1 protein-coding gene and 3 pseudogenes are annotated in these 16,217 nt (G+C 72.1%); 1 reads left to right on the forward strand and 3 read right to left on the reverse strand.

Features of this window, described 5'->3' with window-relative positions:
• The 3 genes and pseudogenes from AB0O11_RS34765 to ltrA form a co-directional block, all read right to left on the reverse strand.
• A pseudogene (locus AB0O11_RS34765) lies at positions 1–12,237 on the reverse strand (hypothetical protein); the annotation flags it as partial.
• A gap of 433 nt (positions 12,238–12,670) precedes the next feature.
• Positions 12,671–13,690 (reverse strand): annotated as a pseudogene (locus AB0O11_RS34770) (ISAzo13 family transposase); the annotation flags it as partial.
• 71 nt (positions 13,691–13,761) lie between these two features.
• Positions 13,762–15,564, reverse strand: coding sequence for a group II intron reverse transcriptase/maturase (gene ltrA / locus AB0O11_RS34775; RefSeq protein ID WP_363395074.1), 1,803 nt, complete (start codon positions 15,562–15,564; stop codon positions 13,762–13,764).
• 70 nt (positions 15,565–15,634) lie between these two features.
• On the opposite strand from ltrA, the pseudogene AB0O11_RS34780 reads away from it, so the two are divergent.
• Positions 15,635–15,955, forward strand: a pseudogene (locus AB0O11_RS34780) (glycosyltransferase family 2 protein); the annotation flags it as partial.
• Positions 15,956–16,217: the final 262 nt, after the last annotated feature.

The raw sequence follows: 16,217 nt of genomic DNA on the forward strand, positions 1-16,217 counted from the left end.
GCCTGCCTGGGTCATCAGCCGGGCGACGGTTGCGGCGTCCAGGCCCGCCGGCCCGGCACCGGTGCCGGGCTGGTCGGCGGGGGCTGTGTCTGTCGGCTCGTGGCGGGTGGCGCCGCCGCCGTCGGGGTGGTGGTTGCCCGGATCGCCGGGGTGCGTGGTGGTTTCCGTCCCGGAGCCGGTGTCGGGCTCGGCGGCCAGGGCCGTGTGCGCTGCCTGGCGGGCGAGGCGGTCCCGGTAGGCGTCTGTGGGTTCGTCGTAGGGTCTGCTGTCCCGGATGCCGTATTCAGTGTGGGTGTAGACGGCGATCCGCCGGCCGGGGGGGCCGTGCAGTTTCACGTCCCACTTGAAGTGCTGGGGTGCGTTCTCCGGTGCCGGCGGGGCACCGATCCCTATGCCGAGAACGTGGGCGGTGCGGCCGGGTTTGCAGGTGCCTTCGGTCTGGGTGGGCAGGTCCCACTCCAAGGGGTCTTCGCTCGCGGGCGACTCGAGGGAGTCGTCGCTGAGCGGGGTGAAGGACAGGTAGGCCTTCCCGTCGTCGTCGAACAGCAGCCGACCCGTCAGCTTCGTGTTCGCGAACACGTCCCGGGACTCATCGGGGATGCCGATGTGCAGGCCGTCGTAGTTGATCTTGGTGGCTGAGGAGTGGACCGTGAACTCTTCCGGCGCACGGCAGTGGTAGCGGGGCTCGCCGGGGGGTGTGGTGGGGCCGCCCGCGGTGGCGGGGTGCGCGGACAGGGGGGCCGAGGCCGTGTCCGCTGCCTGGCGGGCGAGGCGGGCCCAGTAGGCGTCCGGGGGTTCGTCGTAGGGTCTGCTGTCCCGGATGCCGTATTCGGTGTGGGTGTAGACGGCGATCCGCTGGCCGGGGGGGCCGTGCAGTTTCACGTCCCACTTGAAGTGCTGGGGTGCGTTCTTCGGTGCCGGCGGGGCACCGATCCCTATGCCGAGAACGTGGGCGGTGCGGCCGGGTTTGCAGGTGCCTTCGGTCTGGGTGGGCAGGTCCCACTCCAAGGGGTCTTCGCTCGCGGGCGACTCGAGGGAGTCGTCGCTGAGCGGGGTGAAGGACAGGTAGGCCTTCCCGTCGTCGAACAGCAGCAGACCCGTCAGCTCCCTGCCCCCGAAAACGTCCCGGGACTCCTCGGGGATGCCGATGACCAGGCCGTTGTAGCTGATCTTGGTGGCTCCGGAGTGGACCGTGAACTCCTCCGGCACACGGCAGTAGTAGCGGGGCTCATCGGGGGGTGTGGTGGGGCCGCCGTCCGCGGTGGCGGGGTGCGGGGCTGGGGGTGGGGGGGCTGGTGGTGGGGTGGCTGTGGCCGCGGCGGGATCCTCGCCGTGGGTGTGGGTGGGTTCGGGGTGGGAGGTGTGGGCGTGGGCGAGGTCTTTGGCGTGGTCGTGGGCGGCGGTGAGGGCGAGGTGGTGGGGGTCGGTGCCGGGGGGGAGGCCGGTGGGGTTGTCGTGCAGGGTTTGGAGGGATTTGCGGTAGTGGTCGGCGATGGCGTGGGCGGCGGCCTGGTGTTGCGGGGTGTCTGGGGTGAGGTGCAGGCCTGCCTGGGTCATCAGCCGGGCGACGGTTGCGGCGTCCAGGCCCGCCGGCCCGGCACCGGTGCCGGGCTGGTCGGCGGGGGCTGTGTCTGTCGTCTCGTGGCGGGTGGCGTCGCCGTCGCCGGGGTGGTGGCCGCCCGGATCGCCGGGGTGCGTGGTGGTTTTTGTCCCGGCCGGCCTTGGCTTGTTGGCCAGGGCCGTGTCCGCTGCCTGGCGGGCGAGGCGGTCCCGGTAGGCGTCTGTGGGTTCGTCGTAGGGCCGGCTGTCCCGGATGTCGTGATCGGGGTGGGTGTAGACGGCGATCCGCCGGCCGGGGGGGCCGTGCAGTTCCACGTCCCACTCGAAGTGCTGGGGTGCGTTCTCCGGTGCCGGCGGAGCACCGATCCGGAGGCCGAGGACGTAGGCGCCCTTGCCGGGCTTGCAGGTGCCTTCGGTCCGGGTGGGCAGGTCCCACTCCAAGGGGTCTTCGCTCGCGGGCGACTCGAGGGAGTCGTTGCTGGGCGGGGTGAAGGACAGGTAGGCCTTCCCGTCGTCGTCGTACAGCAGCCGACCCGTCAGCTTCGTGTTCGCGAACGCGTCCCGGGACTCCTCGGGGATGCCGATGTGCAGGCCGTCGTAGTTGATATGGGCGGCTGCGGAGCGGACCGTGAACTCTCCCTTCGGCACACGGCAGTAGTAGCGGGGCTCATCGGGGGGTGTGGTGAGGCCGCCCGCGGTGGCGGGGCGCGCGGACAGGGGGGCCAGGGCCGTGTCCGCTGCCTGGCGGGCGAGGCGGGCCCAGTAGGCGTCCGGGGGTTCGTCGTAGGGTCTGCTGTCCCGGATGCCGTATTCGGTGTGGGTGTAGACGGCGATCCGCCGGCCGGGGGGGCCGTGCAGTTCCACGTCCCACTCGAAGTGCTGGGGTGCGTTCTCCGGTGCCGGCGGGGCACCGATCCGGAGGCCGAGGACGACGGCGTTGCGGCCGGGTTTGCAGGTGCCTTCGGTCTGGGTGGGCAGGTCCCACTCCAAGGGGTCTTCGCTCGCGGGCGACTCGGTGGAGTCGTCGCTGGGCGGGGTGAAGGACAGGTAGGCCTTCCCGTCGTCGTCGAACAGCAGCAGACCCGTCAGCTTCGTGTTCGCGAACGCGTCCCGGGACTTCTCGGGGATGCCGATGTGCAGGCCGTTGTAGTTGATATGGGTGGCTGAGGAGTGGACCGTGAACTCCTCCGGCGCACGGCAGTGGTAGCGGGGTTCATCGGGGGGTGTGGTGGGGCCGCCCGCGGTGGCGGGGTGCGGGGCTGAGGGTGGGGTGGCTGTGGCCGCGGCGGGATCCTCGCCGTGGGTGTGGGTGGGTTCGGGGTGGGAGGTGAGGGTGCGGGCGAGGTCTTTGGCGTGGGCGTGGGCGGCGGTGAGGGCGAGGTGGTGGGGGTCGGTGTCGGGGGGGAAGCCGGCGGGGTTGTCGTGCAGGGTTTGGAGGGATTTGCGGTAGTGGTCGGCGATGGCGTGGGCGGCGGCCTGGTGTTGCGGGGTGTCTGGGGTGAGGTGCAGGCCTGCCTGGGTCATCAGCCGGGCGACGGTTGCGGCGTCCAGGCCCACCGGCCCGGCATCGGTGCCGGGCTGGTCGGCGGGGGCTGTGTCTGTCGGCTCGTGGCGGGTGGCGTCGCCGCCGTCGGTGTGGTGGCCGCCCGGATTGCCGGGGTGCGTGGTGGGTTCCGTCCCGGCCGGCCCGGGCTCGGCGGCCTCGGCCGTGTGCGCTGCCTGGCGGGCGAGGCGGGCCTGGTAGGCGTCTGTGGGTTCGTCGTAGGGTCTGCTGTCTCGGATGTCGTATTTGGGGTTGGTGTGGGTGTAGACGGCGATCCGCCGGCCGGGGGGCCCGTGCAGTTCCACGTCCCACTTGAAGTGCTGGGGTGCGTTCTCCGGTGCCGGCGGGGCACCGATCTTGAGGCCGAGGACGACGGCGTTGCGGCCGGGTTTGCAGGTGCCTTCGGTCTGGGTGGGCAGGTCCCACTTGAAGGAGTTGTCGCTCGCGGGCGACTCGGTGGAGTCGTCGCTGGGCGGGGTGAAGGACAGGTAGGCCTTCCCGTCGTCGTCGTACAGCAGCCGACCCGTCAGCTTCGTGTTCGCGAACGCGTCCCGGGACTTCTCGGGGATGCCGATGTGCAGGCCGTCGTAGTTGATATGGGTGGCTGCGGAGTGGACCGTGAACTCCTTCGGCACGCGGCAGTGGTAGCGGGGCTCGTGGGGGGGTGTGGTGGGGCCGCCCGTGGTGGCGGGGTGCGGGGTCGGGGGCGGGAGTGGGAGTGGTGTCGCGCTGCCCCCCACGTTCGTTCGGGGTGCCTCATGAACTGCGGGGTTCGGGTGCGGGGTGCGCGTGTGGGAGGTGGTGAGGCGGGATCGTTCGGTGGTCGGGCGGGGTTGGGGTGTTGTCGCCGGGGGTTTGGGGGTTGAGGTGCTGGCCGTGGCTGGGGCTGGGGTGGGGCGTTTGCTGCGGCGGGGGCGGCTCGTGGGCAGGGGGTGGGGGGTGTCGGCCGCTGGTGTGGCGGTGTCGGACGGTGGTGTGCTGTGGTGACGTTGGCTGGGTGGTCTGCGGGCGGCGGTTTCGGTGCCTGGTGTGGTGGTGCTGGTCGTATCGGTGGTCCGGCTGAGGTCGGGGAGCCAGTGGAGTTGGGGGTCTTCGCGCAGGGTGTTCCAGAAGGTGTGGCCGTCGGGGGCGGGGGTGGTCCAGGCTTTCAGGATGGTGTGGCTGCTGGGGCCGTCGACGGTGTTGGTGTAGTGGTCGAAGGTCCAGTCGCCGGTGCGCAGGCCGAGCGTGATACCGGTGAGGGCGTCTTCTTCGAGGCCGTCGTCCTTGCCCATGGCACGGGCGGGGTGTTCGGGGGGGAGATCGTGGAAGTGGAGGCTCACCTGATACAGCTGTCCCTGGGACACCTCCGTGGGAAGGCCTGGATGGCGGCCGGGCCAAGCGGTGTGGCTGGTGCCCGCGCCCGCGCCCGCGCCCGTGGTGGTGGTGGTCGGGCCGGTGGTGCGCCGGCGTTTGGCATCGGGCGGTTGCAGGGTGCTGGGCCGCGAGCCGGCCGCTGAAGCCGGTACCGGATCCGGGGCCGGGGCGGGCCGCTTGCGGCTTTTGCGGGCGCTGGGAGTTGTCAGGGCATCGCCGGGGCCGGGTGTGTGGCCAGCAGCGCCGGCTCGAGTGCCACGGTACGCGCGCGTGAAGACCGAGCCCTTCGGCGTGCCGGGAACGGTCGTGGTGGGGTCTTCGGCGCGGTGGGCGCCCGGCGCGGAGGCGCTCGGGCCGCTGCCGAGACCGAGGGCCCGTGCGCTGCGCCGCGGGAGCGGGATCTCCGCCGGGAGGTGGTCGCGGCTGTCCGTATCGGCCGCTGCACCGCGAGGGGCGGCGTGCCCGCCGTCCTCCGTCAAGGGGCTGTCGTCGTCTTCGTCCGCGCGGTGCGGGGCGGGGAGGTCCGGCTCCATCGGCTCCGCGCCGCCGCCGGGGGACAGGGTCCTGTGCCCGGTGGGGGAGACGTGTTCGTCCCTGTCGGGTGCGGGGGCGCCGGGGTCGATCTCCTTGTCTGCCTCACGGGCCCCGGGCGGGGCTTCGATGACCGGCGCGTCGGCGTCGGCGTCGGTGTGGTGGCTGCTGTCGTCGCTGCTGTCGTCGTCGTGCGGGACGGGGAAAGCGGCGGGGTTGGTGAGGTGATCGATGTCCGGGGGCGCGGTGAACGGAACGTCCGGGCTGCCGGTGGTGCCGCGGCCGGTGGCGACGGCCGAGGGAAGAGGGGCGCTCCGCGCGGCAGGATGCCCCGGGACGGGCCGGGGATCCGGCGGTGTGAGGGTTTCGCCTACCGGGGCGGGATCCGTGCCGGTGCCGCTCGCGGAGGGTATGGCGTCGTGGTGGGGGCCGGTGGCGGTCGTGGGCGGCACACCGTCCACGACCATTGCGTCCACGGCCGTCGTGTAGGAAGCCGTCGTGTTGTCGGGTGTCGCGTCCGCGGGGGTGCGCGCTTGCGGGGCGTGGTCGGTTGTGTGGGCGTGGGCGAGGTCTTTGGCGTGGGCGTGGGCGGCGGTGAGGGCGAGGTGGTGGGGGTCGGTGCCGGGGGGGAAGCCGGCGGGGTTGTCGTGCAGGGTTTGGAGGGATTTGCGGTAGTGGTCGGCGATGGCGTGGGCGGCGGCCTGGTGTTGCGGGGTGTCTGGGGTGAGGTGCAGGCCTGCCTGGGTCATCAGCCGGGCGACGGTTGCGGCGTCCAGGCCCGCCGGCCCGGCACCGGTGCCGGGCTGGTCGGCGGGGGCTGTGTCTGTCGGCTCGTGGCGGGTGGCGTCGCCGCCGTCGGGGTGGTGGTTGCCCGGATCGCCGGGGTGCGTGGTGGTTTTTGTCCCGGCCGGCCTTGGCTTGTTGGCCAGGGCCGTGTCCGCTGCCTGGCGGGCGAGGCGGGCCTGGTAGGCGTCCGGGGGTTCGTCGTAGGGTCTGCTGTCCCGGATGCCGTATTCGGGGTGGGTGTAGACGGCGATCCGCCGGCCGGGGGGGCCGTGCAGTTCCACGTTCCACTCGAAGTGCTGGGGTGCGTTCTCCGGTGCCGGCGGGGCACCGATCTTGAGGCCGAGGACGTGGGCGCCCGTGCCGGGTTTGCAGGTGCCTTCGGTCTGGGTGGGCAGGTCCCACTCCAAGGGGTCTTCGCTCGCGGGCGACTCGAGGGAGTCGTTGCTGGGCGGGGTGAAGGACAGGTAGGCCTTCCCGTCGTCGTCGTACAGCAGCCGACCCGTCAGCTTCGTGTTCGCGAACGCGTCCCGGGACTCCTCGGGGATGCCGATGTGCAGGCCGTTGTAGTTGATATGGGTGGCTGCGGAGCGGACCGTGAACTCTTCCGGCACGCGGCAGTGGTAGCGGGGCTCGTCGGGGGGTGTGGTGGGGCCGTCCGCGGTGGCGGGGTGCGCGGACAGGGGGGCCGGGGCCGTGTCCGCTGCCTGGCGGGCGAGGCGGGCCCAGTAGGCGTCTGTGGGTTCGTCGTAGGGCCGGCTGTCCCGGATGGCGTGATTGGTGTGGGTGTAGACGGCGATCCGCCGGCCGGGGGGCCCGTGCAGTTCCACGTCCCACTCGAAGTGCTGGGGTGCGTTCTCCGGTGCCGGCGGAGCACCGATCCGGAGGCCGAGGACGCGGGCGCCCGTGCCGGGCTTGCAGGTGCCTTCGGTCTGGGTGGGCAGGTCCCACTCCAAGGGGTCTTCGCTCGCGGGCGACTCGAGGGAGTCGTTGCTGGGCGGGGTGAAGGACAGGTAGGCCTTCCCGTCGTCGTCGTACAGCAGCCGACCCGTCAGCTTCGTGTTCGCGAACGCGTCCCGGGACTCCTCGGGGATGCCGATGTGCAGGCCGTTGTAGCTGATCTGGGTGGCTGCGGAGTGGACCGTGAACTCTTCCGGCACGCGGCAGTGGTAGCGGGGCTCGTCGGGGGGTGTGGTGGGGCCGCCCGCGGGGGCGGGGGCGGGTGCGGGGGAGCCGGGGTCGATCTCCTTGTCTGCCTCACGGGCCCCGGGCGGGGCTTCGATGACCGGCGCGTCGGCGTCGGCGTCGGCGCGGTGGCTGCTGCTGTCGTCGCTGCTGCTGTCGTCGTGCGGGACGGGGAAAGCAGCGGGGCCGGTGAGGTGATCGATGCCCCGGGGCGCGGTGAACGGAACGTCCGGGCTGCCGGTGGTGTCGCTGTCGGTGGCGACGGCCGAGGGAGGAGGGTCGCTCCGCGCGGCAGGATGCCCCGGGACGGGCCGGGGATCCGGCGGTGTGCGGGTTTCGCCTACCGGGGCGGGATCCGTGCCGGTGCCGCTCGTGGAGGGGATGGCGTCGTGGTGGGGGCCGGTGGCGGTCGTGGGCGGCACACCGTCCACGACCATCGCGTCCACGACCATCGCGTCCACGGCCATCGCGTCCGCGGCCGTTGTGTCCGCGGCCGTTGTGTCTGCGGCTGTTGTGTCCGCGGCTGTCGTGTCCGTCGTGTTGTCGGGTGTCCTGTCCGTGGGGGTGCGCGTTTGCGGGGCGTGGTCGTGGGTGTGGGTGGTGCTGGTGGTGAGGGTGTGGGCGTGGGTGGTGAGTGCGTGGTGTGCGATGGCGTGGGGGTCGGTGGGGCGGAAGCGTGGGGGGATGGCTTCCACGGTCGTGAGTGCGTGGAGGTAGTGGTCGGTGAGGGCGCGTACGGTGGGGTCGAGGTCGTGGGGCACGCCGTCGTGGAAGGGCAGGTTCTGTTCCCGCATGATGTGCACGGCGGCTGCGGCCGCCCGCGCTCGTGCCTCGTGGGTGGGTAGGTGTGGGCTGTGGTCGGGGGTTGGGTCCATGGCGTCTGCGGGCGGCTCCTCGTCCCGGCCCGCCAGGGTGTCCGGGGTCAGTGGTCGTCCGTCGCGGTGTGCGGTCAGGGCGTCGGTGAGCAGTGCCCAGCGGTGGGCTTTGCCGGGCTGGTCGAGGTCGGGGCTGGTCCTGGTCAGCAGCATGTCGATCCGTGTTTGCACGTCCTCGCTGTCGCCTGGCGTGCCGGCGCCGTCGCCGCCGGCCAGGGTGTGGAGGCGGTGGAGGACCTCGAGGTGCTCCGCGTCCACCGGTAGCAGGTGCTCCTCGAGGAAGCCGGCATAGGGTGCGGCGTTGTCGCGCCAGGGCGCCTCGGGCTCGGTATCGAGCAGGACGTTCACCTGGTGGGCGAGTCCGAGCCGCTGCGCGCTCAGCTCTGCCCCGGCGTGCATGTCCAGTGCCGTGCGCGCGGCCCGCCGCAGGTCCTTCACGCCCGCTCCCTTGGGCAGCGCGTAGCGTGCCAGCTCACTGAGCGTGCCGCCATGTACCGACCGCAGCCCGCTCTCCTTGAGGGAACGGGCCGCCTCGGTCAGCGCCCTCTCCACCCGCTCCTTCTCCAGCGCGGACGCTATGACGGCACCACCGCGGTCGGGGTGTCCGGTTCCCGTGTCGGTACCTGCGGGGTGTCCGGTTTTCGGGTTGGTGTCGGGGCGTGCCCGCTTGGCCGTGGCACCTGTGGTGGAGGGGGAGAGGGCGTCCGATTGGGCCGGTTGGCGTTTGACGCCGCTCGTGGTCTTCCGCGCCGTTGTGGGGGGCGGGGATACGGACGGCCCGGTCCGGAACCGGCCGCCGGTGGTGGTGTTCGTCTGGCGTGGATGGTCCGGTTGCGCGGGGGGCGTGAGGCGACGGGGTGTGGATGGTGCGGGCTTGGCCGCGGCGGCAGACGGGGGGGTGCGGGGGGTGTCGGTGGTGGTGTTCGGGTTCTTCCCGGCCGCCCGTGCGCGCGTGACACGCCCGGCGGGGCTGGGTGCGGGGTTTGCGGAGGGTGGCTTGGGCCGGGGGGGGGCGCGTGTGGCGGGCGTCGGGCGGGACGCGGCGGCAGACGGGGGGGTGCGGGGGGTGTCGGTGGTGGTGTTCGTCTGGTGTGGATGGTCCGGTTGCGCGGGGGGCGTGAGGCGACGGGGTGTGGATGGTGCGGGCTTGGCCGCGGCGGCAGACGGGGGGGTGCGGGGGGTGTCGGTGGTGGTGTTCGGGTTCTTCCCGGCCGCCCGTGCGCGCGTGACACGCCCGGCGGGGCTGGGTGCGGGGTTTGCGGAGGGTGGCTTGGGCAGGGGGGTGGTGCGTGTGGCGGGCGTCGGGCGGGACGCGGCGGCAGACGGGGGGGTGCGGGGGGTGTCGGTGGTGGTGTTCGTCTGGTGTGGATGGTCCGGTTGCGCGGGGGGCGTGAGGCGACGGGGTGTGGATGGTGCGGGCTTGGCCGCGGCGCCTTTGCGTGCGGGCTGGGTTTCGTCGGCGGGGGCCGCGTTGCGGGTCCGTTTGCCGTCTGGTCCGGCGCCCGGCAGGCCTGCGCGCAGGCGGTTCTCGGCGGTGGCGAGCTGGCTGGCGCCGCGGTGGAACGTTTCGCGCTGGGCGTCGGTGGGTTCGGGTGTGCCGGCCGACGGCTGCGCGGGGGTGTGCAGGTGGTCGTGGACGGTTGCGGTGAGTGTGTGCCGCTCGAAGTCGTACACGCCGCGGGCGGCCAGGTCACCGGCCAGGGCGACGCGGCGCTTGAAGAGGTCGTGGGCCTCGGTCGACTCGCCTGGCAGCGGGGTGAAGTCCGCGGTGCTGTTCGCCGCCACCTCCAGCCGCACCCGGTGGTCGGGGGACAGACTCTCCCACCAGGCCGTGACGTCCTCGTCGGCAAGCTCCCGCACGCCCTTCGCCAGTGGTCTCCGCTGGGCGGTGCGCACGATCCCGGGCCAGGTGGGCTCGTTGCCGGGGTGGCCGCGGCGGTAGGTGCGGCCGGCCGGCGCGGCGGGCGTGGTGCCCGCGGCCATCGTGGGAGCGTCGGCCCCGCCAACCGTGACCGTGACCGTGGCGGTCGCGGCCGGCTGCTCGTGCTCCGGCTGGGGCTGTGGCTGGGGCTGGGCTGGGGTGTCCGTGCGCTGTGCGGGCGTGGCGGTCTGGTCGATCGGGAGGCCGGCGCCCGGGGCCGCCGTCGGCTCGGTGCGCGGCTGCCCCGCACGCGCCAAGTCCGCGTCGGAACCGGCTGCGGTGGTGGTGGGGTGGGAGGACGGGCCCGTGGCACTGCCCTCGCCGGGGGTGTGGCCGGGGGTGTGTGTGGTGTCTCGTTCGCCTCTGGTGGGGGTGCCGGCGGGGAGGTGGCCGGCGCGTCGGTCGGCGGCGGTGGCCTGGCGGCCGGCGGCGTGGAGGAACACGTCTTTGGCGGTGGTGGCGCCGGTGCCATCGGTTCCCGTGGCGGTGTCGGTGGTGGCCGGGTGCTCCGCGAGGCGTGAACGCCCGTGGGTGAGGAGGCCGTCGGTGGTGGTGTGGTGGTTGGTGAGGCGGTGGAGGGCGAGCTCGCCGGCGAACGCGGCACGCAGTTTGACGAGTTCGGCGTCCTCGGGGGTGTTGGCGGCGGGTGCGGGGCGGTCGGCGGGGGCCAGGACGGTGTTCACTTCCACGCGCAGGTGCTGCCGATGGGTTTCGGGCAGCGCCTGCCACCAGGCGTCCAGCCGGGCCGGGGCGATGTCCTGGACCTCCCGTACCAGGGGGTGTGCCTGGGCCTTGGCGACGGCCGCGGGCCAGTTCGGCTCGCGGCTGCGCCAGTCGTCGCGCCCGTACGAAGGGCTGTGTGTGGAGGGCGTGGAGGAAGGCGACGCCTCGCCACCGGCAGTGCCGGCGGCGGGGTTCCTGTTCGTGGTCGTGGCCTGCTGGTCCGGTGTGGTGTGCTGTGGGGTGTCCGGCTGTGGGGTGGGTCGGTCTGTGGGGTGCTGGGGTGTGGTGGTGTCGGTGCCGGGACGGGTGGGGGTGTGTGCGGTGGGTTCGGGCTGGTGGGCCGGTGTGGGTGTGGTGGGGTGGTGCGCGGTGGGCTCCAGCCTGGTGGTGGTGTGGTGTTCGGTCGGGGCCGGTGCCGGTGCCGTGGGGGCTGGCGCGCCGTGCGGCGGCAGCTGGTCCCGGCCGGGATGGGCGTGCCCCGCCACGGCACCGGCACCGGTATCGGTGGGGTGGCCCGACCCGGCGGTGGGTATCCGCAGCTCCTGCCGGTCGGCCCGGTCGTGGGCCCCGCCGGTGTCGGCGGGCTGTGCCGCCAGGGCCTCGTGCGACACCCCGCCCGGCTTGTGTGCGACCACCGGCCCTGCCACCCGCTGCGGTGTGGGGTCCGGGACGGGTGCGGGCTCCGGGGCCGGCTCACCCGCCTGGTGGCCACGGGCCCGCTCCGGCTCCGGACCCTGCCCGGGACCTTGGCCTTGGTCCTGGGTCGGGGTGGGGGTCTTCTCGGGCCGGTCGGGGTGTGGCTCCTGGCCCGGGGTTTTCTCGGTGTGGGGCGCGGGGGTTTCCGGTGTGGCCTGCAGCGGCGACGCGCTCTGGTGTCGGGCCTGGTGGAAGTGGTGTGCGGCGCCGCCGATCGCACCGGTGCCGGCGCCGGCGGCGGCGGCGAGTCCGAACGCGGTGGGGTCCCACCCCCCGCCTTGCCAGGCGGTGGAGATCACCATGCCGGCTTCGCCGCCGATCGCGCCGCCCAGCGCCCCGCCGGCGGTCTTCCGCAGCAGGTCCGGGCCGATGAGGCGGTCGCCGAGTCCACGCCCCACGACGTCCCCGATCCCGCCGGCGAGGCCGCCGACGGCGGAGATGAGCAGGGAGGTGGCGTCCAGTCCCTGCCGGTACTTCGCCGCCTCGATGCCCTGGACGAACGCGTCCTGGCCGAGGCCGAACAGCGCACCCGAACGCATCGCCCCCAACAACTCCGCCACGATCTCATTCACGGATCGGCGGCCACCGGCCATCACCGCCGGCACCAGGGCCGCCGAGGTCCCGCCGGTCGCGGCGATCGCCCACGCCAGCTGCGCGACGGTCCACAGGGTGATCGCCGCGGTGAAGCCCAGCATCAACTGCGCCCGGTCGACCTCCCGGGCCTGTTCCTCCAGTGCGGTGGCGCCCTCGTCCAGGGTTCGCGCACCATCGCGGGCATTTGCTCCGACACCGGCGAGGGTGGAGGCCATCATCGCTCCCGCCCCGGGCATCACCACCCCGGCGCCCACCATGGCCCGCTCCACCGCCAGTGCCCGGTCGTTGACGAACCCCGCCGCCCGGCGCAGGGCCCCGGCGCCGGCCAGCAGGCCCGCCGGGTCCGCTTTCGGATACGACGACCCGGAGATCGCTCCCATCAGCCACGCCCACCACGACGGCGTCTGTTTCCCCGAGCTGCCCAGGTTGACCATGCCGGACAACACGTCACCCACAGAGAACCTCGACACCACAAATCCTTCCAAACCCAACCCCACCCACGACCGGTGGGAACACAACCAGGAAGACACAACGCGGCACACCGACAGGAACGTTCAACCAACGAGGGGCAGACGTGCCACCCCCGCCACCCCCGCCGGGTCCGGCGCAGGACCGTCGTCCGGGTCCTGCCGTCCCCTGCCGTGGCAGGCGTACCACCCCTGCCGTCCCAGCACGGGGCCACCGTCCAGGCCCCGCAGTCCCCTCCGTGGCAGGGGTGGTCGGCCGTCTTTCTCACGGAGTGGCCGCGAGGAACCGTCACCGGCTGCCCTGGGCCCAAAAGCCCAAGGCCGTGAAGTTAGGGCTTGCAGAGGATTAACTCGCTGTCTTGATCTCCGTTGGGAGGATGAGGCACTGGGCTTCGGCAAGGCCGTGTAGGGCGTCCAGGTCCGGGAGTTGGGGTTCGGCGGGTTCGATGGTGTGGCCGGCCTGCTGGAGGAGTTTGCGCACGTCGCGGATGCGGCGGTTGATGGTCTCGGGTGTGACGCCGAAGAGTCGGGCGACTGCGACCTGTGGGAGGCTGAGCCGCTGGTGGAGCAAGACAGCCAGGAGGCGGTCGGCGAGGGTGAGGACGGGTCGGCGGCCGGTGGTGCCGTCGCCCTTGATGCGGGGCCGGTGGCCGCGCCGCTTGTCGAGCTGGCCCTCGCGCTGGGCGTCGTGGAGGGTCAGGAGCTGGGCGATCAGGGCATCCCATTCGGCTGCGGTGAGCCCTGTGAAGACCGGATGCTGCAGCCAGGCGAGGTCGGGGCTGGGCTGGTCGAACGGGTCCGGGGCATCGTCGACCTGGGCGTAGGCCTCGGGCCGGAGGGTGTAGTTCCAGTCGCCGTGCCAGTCGTGGCGGGTCAGTGGCAGGGCGTCCATCTGCCGGTCGGCGATGCGGACCCCGGTGTCGTAGCCGCCCGGGTCGAGTTCGGCGTGGACGGTCAGGCCGGTGCGGGTGGTTGTCGCGGCGATGCTGTTCACGACGACTTCGTGGCTGGTCAGGGGCCTGCCGCGCCAGTTCATGGTGATGTGGGAGAACAGTCGGTGTTCGACCTTGTTCCATTTCGACGTGCCTGGAGGAAAGTGACACACGGTGATCTCCAGGCCTGTCTCCAGGGCCAGTGCGGCAAGTTCGGCTTTCCAGGCCCGGAGGCGGTAGCCGTTGGAGCCACCCGCGTCGGCGGTGATCAGCAGGCGGTGGGAACGCGGGTAGGCGGCCCGGCCCACCGCGTTCCACCAGCGGCGGATCGAGGCGACCGCGAAGGCGGCGGTGTCGTGGTCGGTACCCACGCTGACCCAGCCGGAATTCGCCGCCAGGTCGTAGATCCCGTACGGGATCGCCTTGCCCAGGTCCCGGTCGGGGAAGTCGTGGGTCTGCACGGCGACCGGCTCGCCCGCGCGCTGCCACTCTCGGCCGGCGTTCTTGTACCGGCCGACCAGGTCGGGTAGGTGCGGCGCATTACTGCGCCGCACCCCCCTCAGAACCGTGCGTGCCCGTCGTCCGAGCACACGGCTCAAGCAGGCCCCGGAGGGCTGCTGGCAGGTTGCAGTGCTGTCCGGCTGCCGGTGCTGGCGCCGCGCCAGCGGTGGCAGTGGGTGTGGATCAGGCGGAGGTGGGCGGGGTTGTCCGGTGTGCTGCGGCCCGGGTCGGCGGTGATCGCGTTCTTGCGGACCGCCTGCCGGGTCACCTTGAGCCATTGTTCCCATTCCGATGGGCTCTGCGGTTCGCGGTCGGCGTGCAGGAGGAGCCCGTCGCAGAGCGGACAGCGGCCGTGCTGCTTCTGCAGCAGTCGCAGCCCGGTCGCACTCAGCGGGGGTTTCCGCTTGCTCCGTCGTGCAGCCCAGTACTCGCTCAGGGCCGGGTCGTCCACCGACGCCCGGCCCGGAACCATCTGGTGCCGGACAATCTTGGTCCAGGCGAACTTGGTGAGATAGGAACCGGTCTCCCGGTCACCGAACACCCACCGGTCTTGCCTGGACCGGTTGAACCGACCGAAATATCGGGACGCCACCCAGTGCTTCGACTTCTTCGGGTGGCTGTGCTTGGCCCACTTGTAGGTGAGCTTCCACATGTGGAAGTCCAAGGAGGCGAACGCCTCGCTGGACACCACGCCCCGGTAGTAGGCGGCCCAGCCTCGGATGATCGGGTTGAGTTTGGCGATTACCGCTGCGGCGTTGACCCCTCGCAGGTTCACCACCTCGGCGGAGAGCCGGTCCCGAATCCGTTGCAGGGCAGCCCTGCTCGGCTTGATCAGCAGCGTGCCGCGGTAGCGGCGGACGTTGAACCCCAGGAAGTCGTAGCCGTCATCGAGGTGCGCTATGCGCGTCTTGTCCTCGTTGAAGACCAGGCCCCCGGGCGCCAGCCATGCGGCGAGCCGAGCCTTGACCTGTTCGGCCTCGTCACGGCTGTGGCAGAGAGCCACAAGGTCGTCGGCGTACCTGATCAAAATCGGTGAGCCCGCCTCGGTCTCCCCGGCATGAGCACCGGTCTGCCGATAGCGGACCCCCGCCGCCCCCTCCATCCCGTGAAGGGCCACGTTCATCAAGAGGGGAGAGATGATCCCGCCTTGCGGGGTTCCCTCCACCGTCGGGGCGAATCTCCCTTGGTCGACCACCCCGGCCTTGAGCCACTGCTCGATCAGACCCCGGGCGGGGAACTGTCCGAGCAGGGCGAGAAGCCGATCATGATTGATTCGGTCGAATGCCGCTGTCAGGTCGGCGTCCAACACCCACTGCCGCTTGGGGTCTTTGCCCTTCGAGGCTTGGAAGATGGCCTGGATCGCGTCGTGACAGCCACGGCCGGGCCGGAACCCGTAGGATCGCGGCTCGAACCGTGCCTCCCACTCGGGTTCGAGTGCACCGAGAACCAGGGCCTGAAGACACCGGTCCACGATCACGGGAATCCCGAGCGGCCTTTGCCGTCCGTTCGCCTTCGGAATGAACACCCGCTTGACGGGCCGGGGCTTCCACGGAGCGGCCTTGCGCTGCAACCAATCGGCCAACTCGGCCTTCCCCCGGGGCAGCAGTACGACCATCCCGTCGATGCCCGCCGTCTTGCGGCCAGCATTGACCTCCGTGACCCGCCGCACGCTCATGAGCGTGTTGGAGCGGGACCGGAGCATCAACTTCTGCAGATTGCGGACCCTCTTGAGGTCCCCTGCCTGCGACGCCGTGAAGATCCTCTGCCTCAGCCGCTGTACTTCCCGCTCCGTTGCCTGCCAGTCGATCGACAGCCAGTCGGTGGGGTCGTCCTCCGGTCCGTTCACCGCGGCCCGGTGAACCACGGCGGAGTCCGCCGTGGCTATCGATGTCGCCATGGTGTCGGTCCACATCCAACCGGTTCATGCGTCGCCACCACCAACCCGGCGAACGTATGCGGTCAGAGCACTAGGGAAGATCGGCTGGTATGCAGCCGGCATCGAGGTGCACCACCCGGCAACCAATCCAGCCCGGCACGGCCCGTTCTACCGCATGGTCGCGCGCAACCGCGCCTGGGTGGCCTACCGGCGCCTGCCGCTTCCGCTTGTCCCGGTGTATCTCGCGGCGTGGACGTTGATCAGCGCCTACCGCTTCCGGGTGACGGGGAAGCTCGGCGTGTGGTTCAAGGGCCTTGCGGAAGGGCTGCGCGGCGGGCACGGCGAGCGGCGCCCGATGAGCTGGCGGACCGCGTGGAGGATCACCCGCGCCGGGAGGCCGCCCATCATCTGACCGGGGGCCCTCGACCGCCCCGTTCTGACGGGCCATCAGACGGTGGCGGAGATCCGTTCCGCACCTCTCTGGCTTCGGGTACGTGGGAGTGGGAGAGCAGGGCGGAACTCAGGTCCCGCAGCGGGCCGGTGGCGCACTGGGAACTGACCTCGGCGGTGATGTCGAGCGCTTGGTGCGCAGCGGCGCAGGCGTCTTCGACGTGGCCCTGCTGGTGCTGCGCGTTGGCCGCCCGGACGATGTTGATCGCTTTGGTGCAATGTGG

The organism is Kitasatospora sp. NPDC093102 (assembly GCF_040683915.1).
GTDB lineage: Bacteria > Actinomycetota > Actinomycetes > Streptomycetales > Streptomycetaceae > Kitasatospora.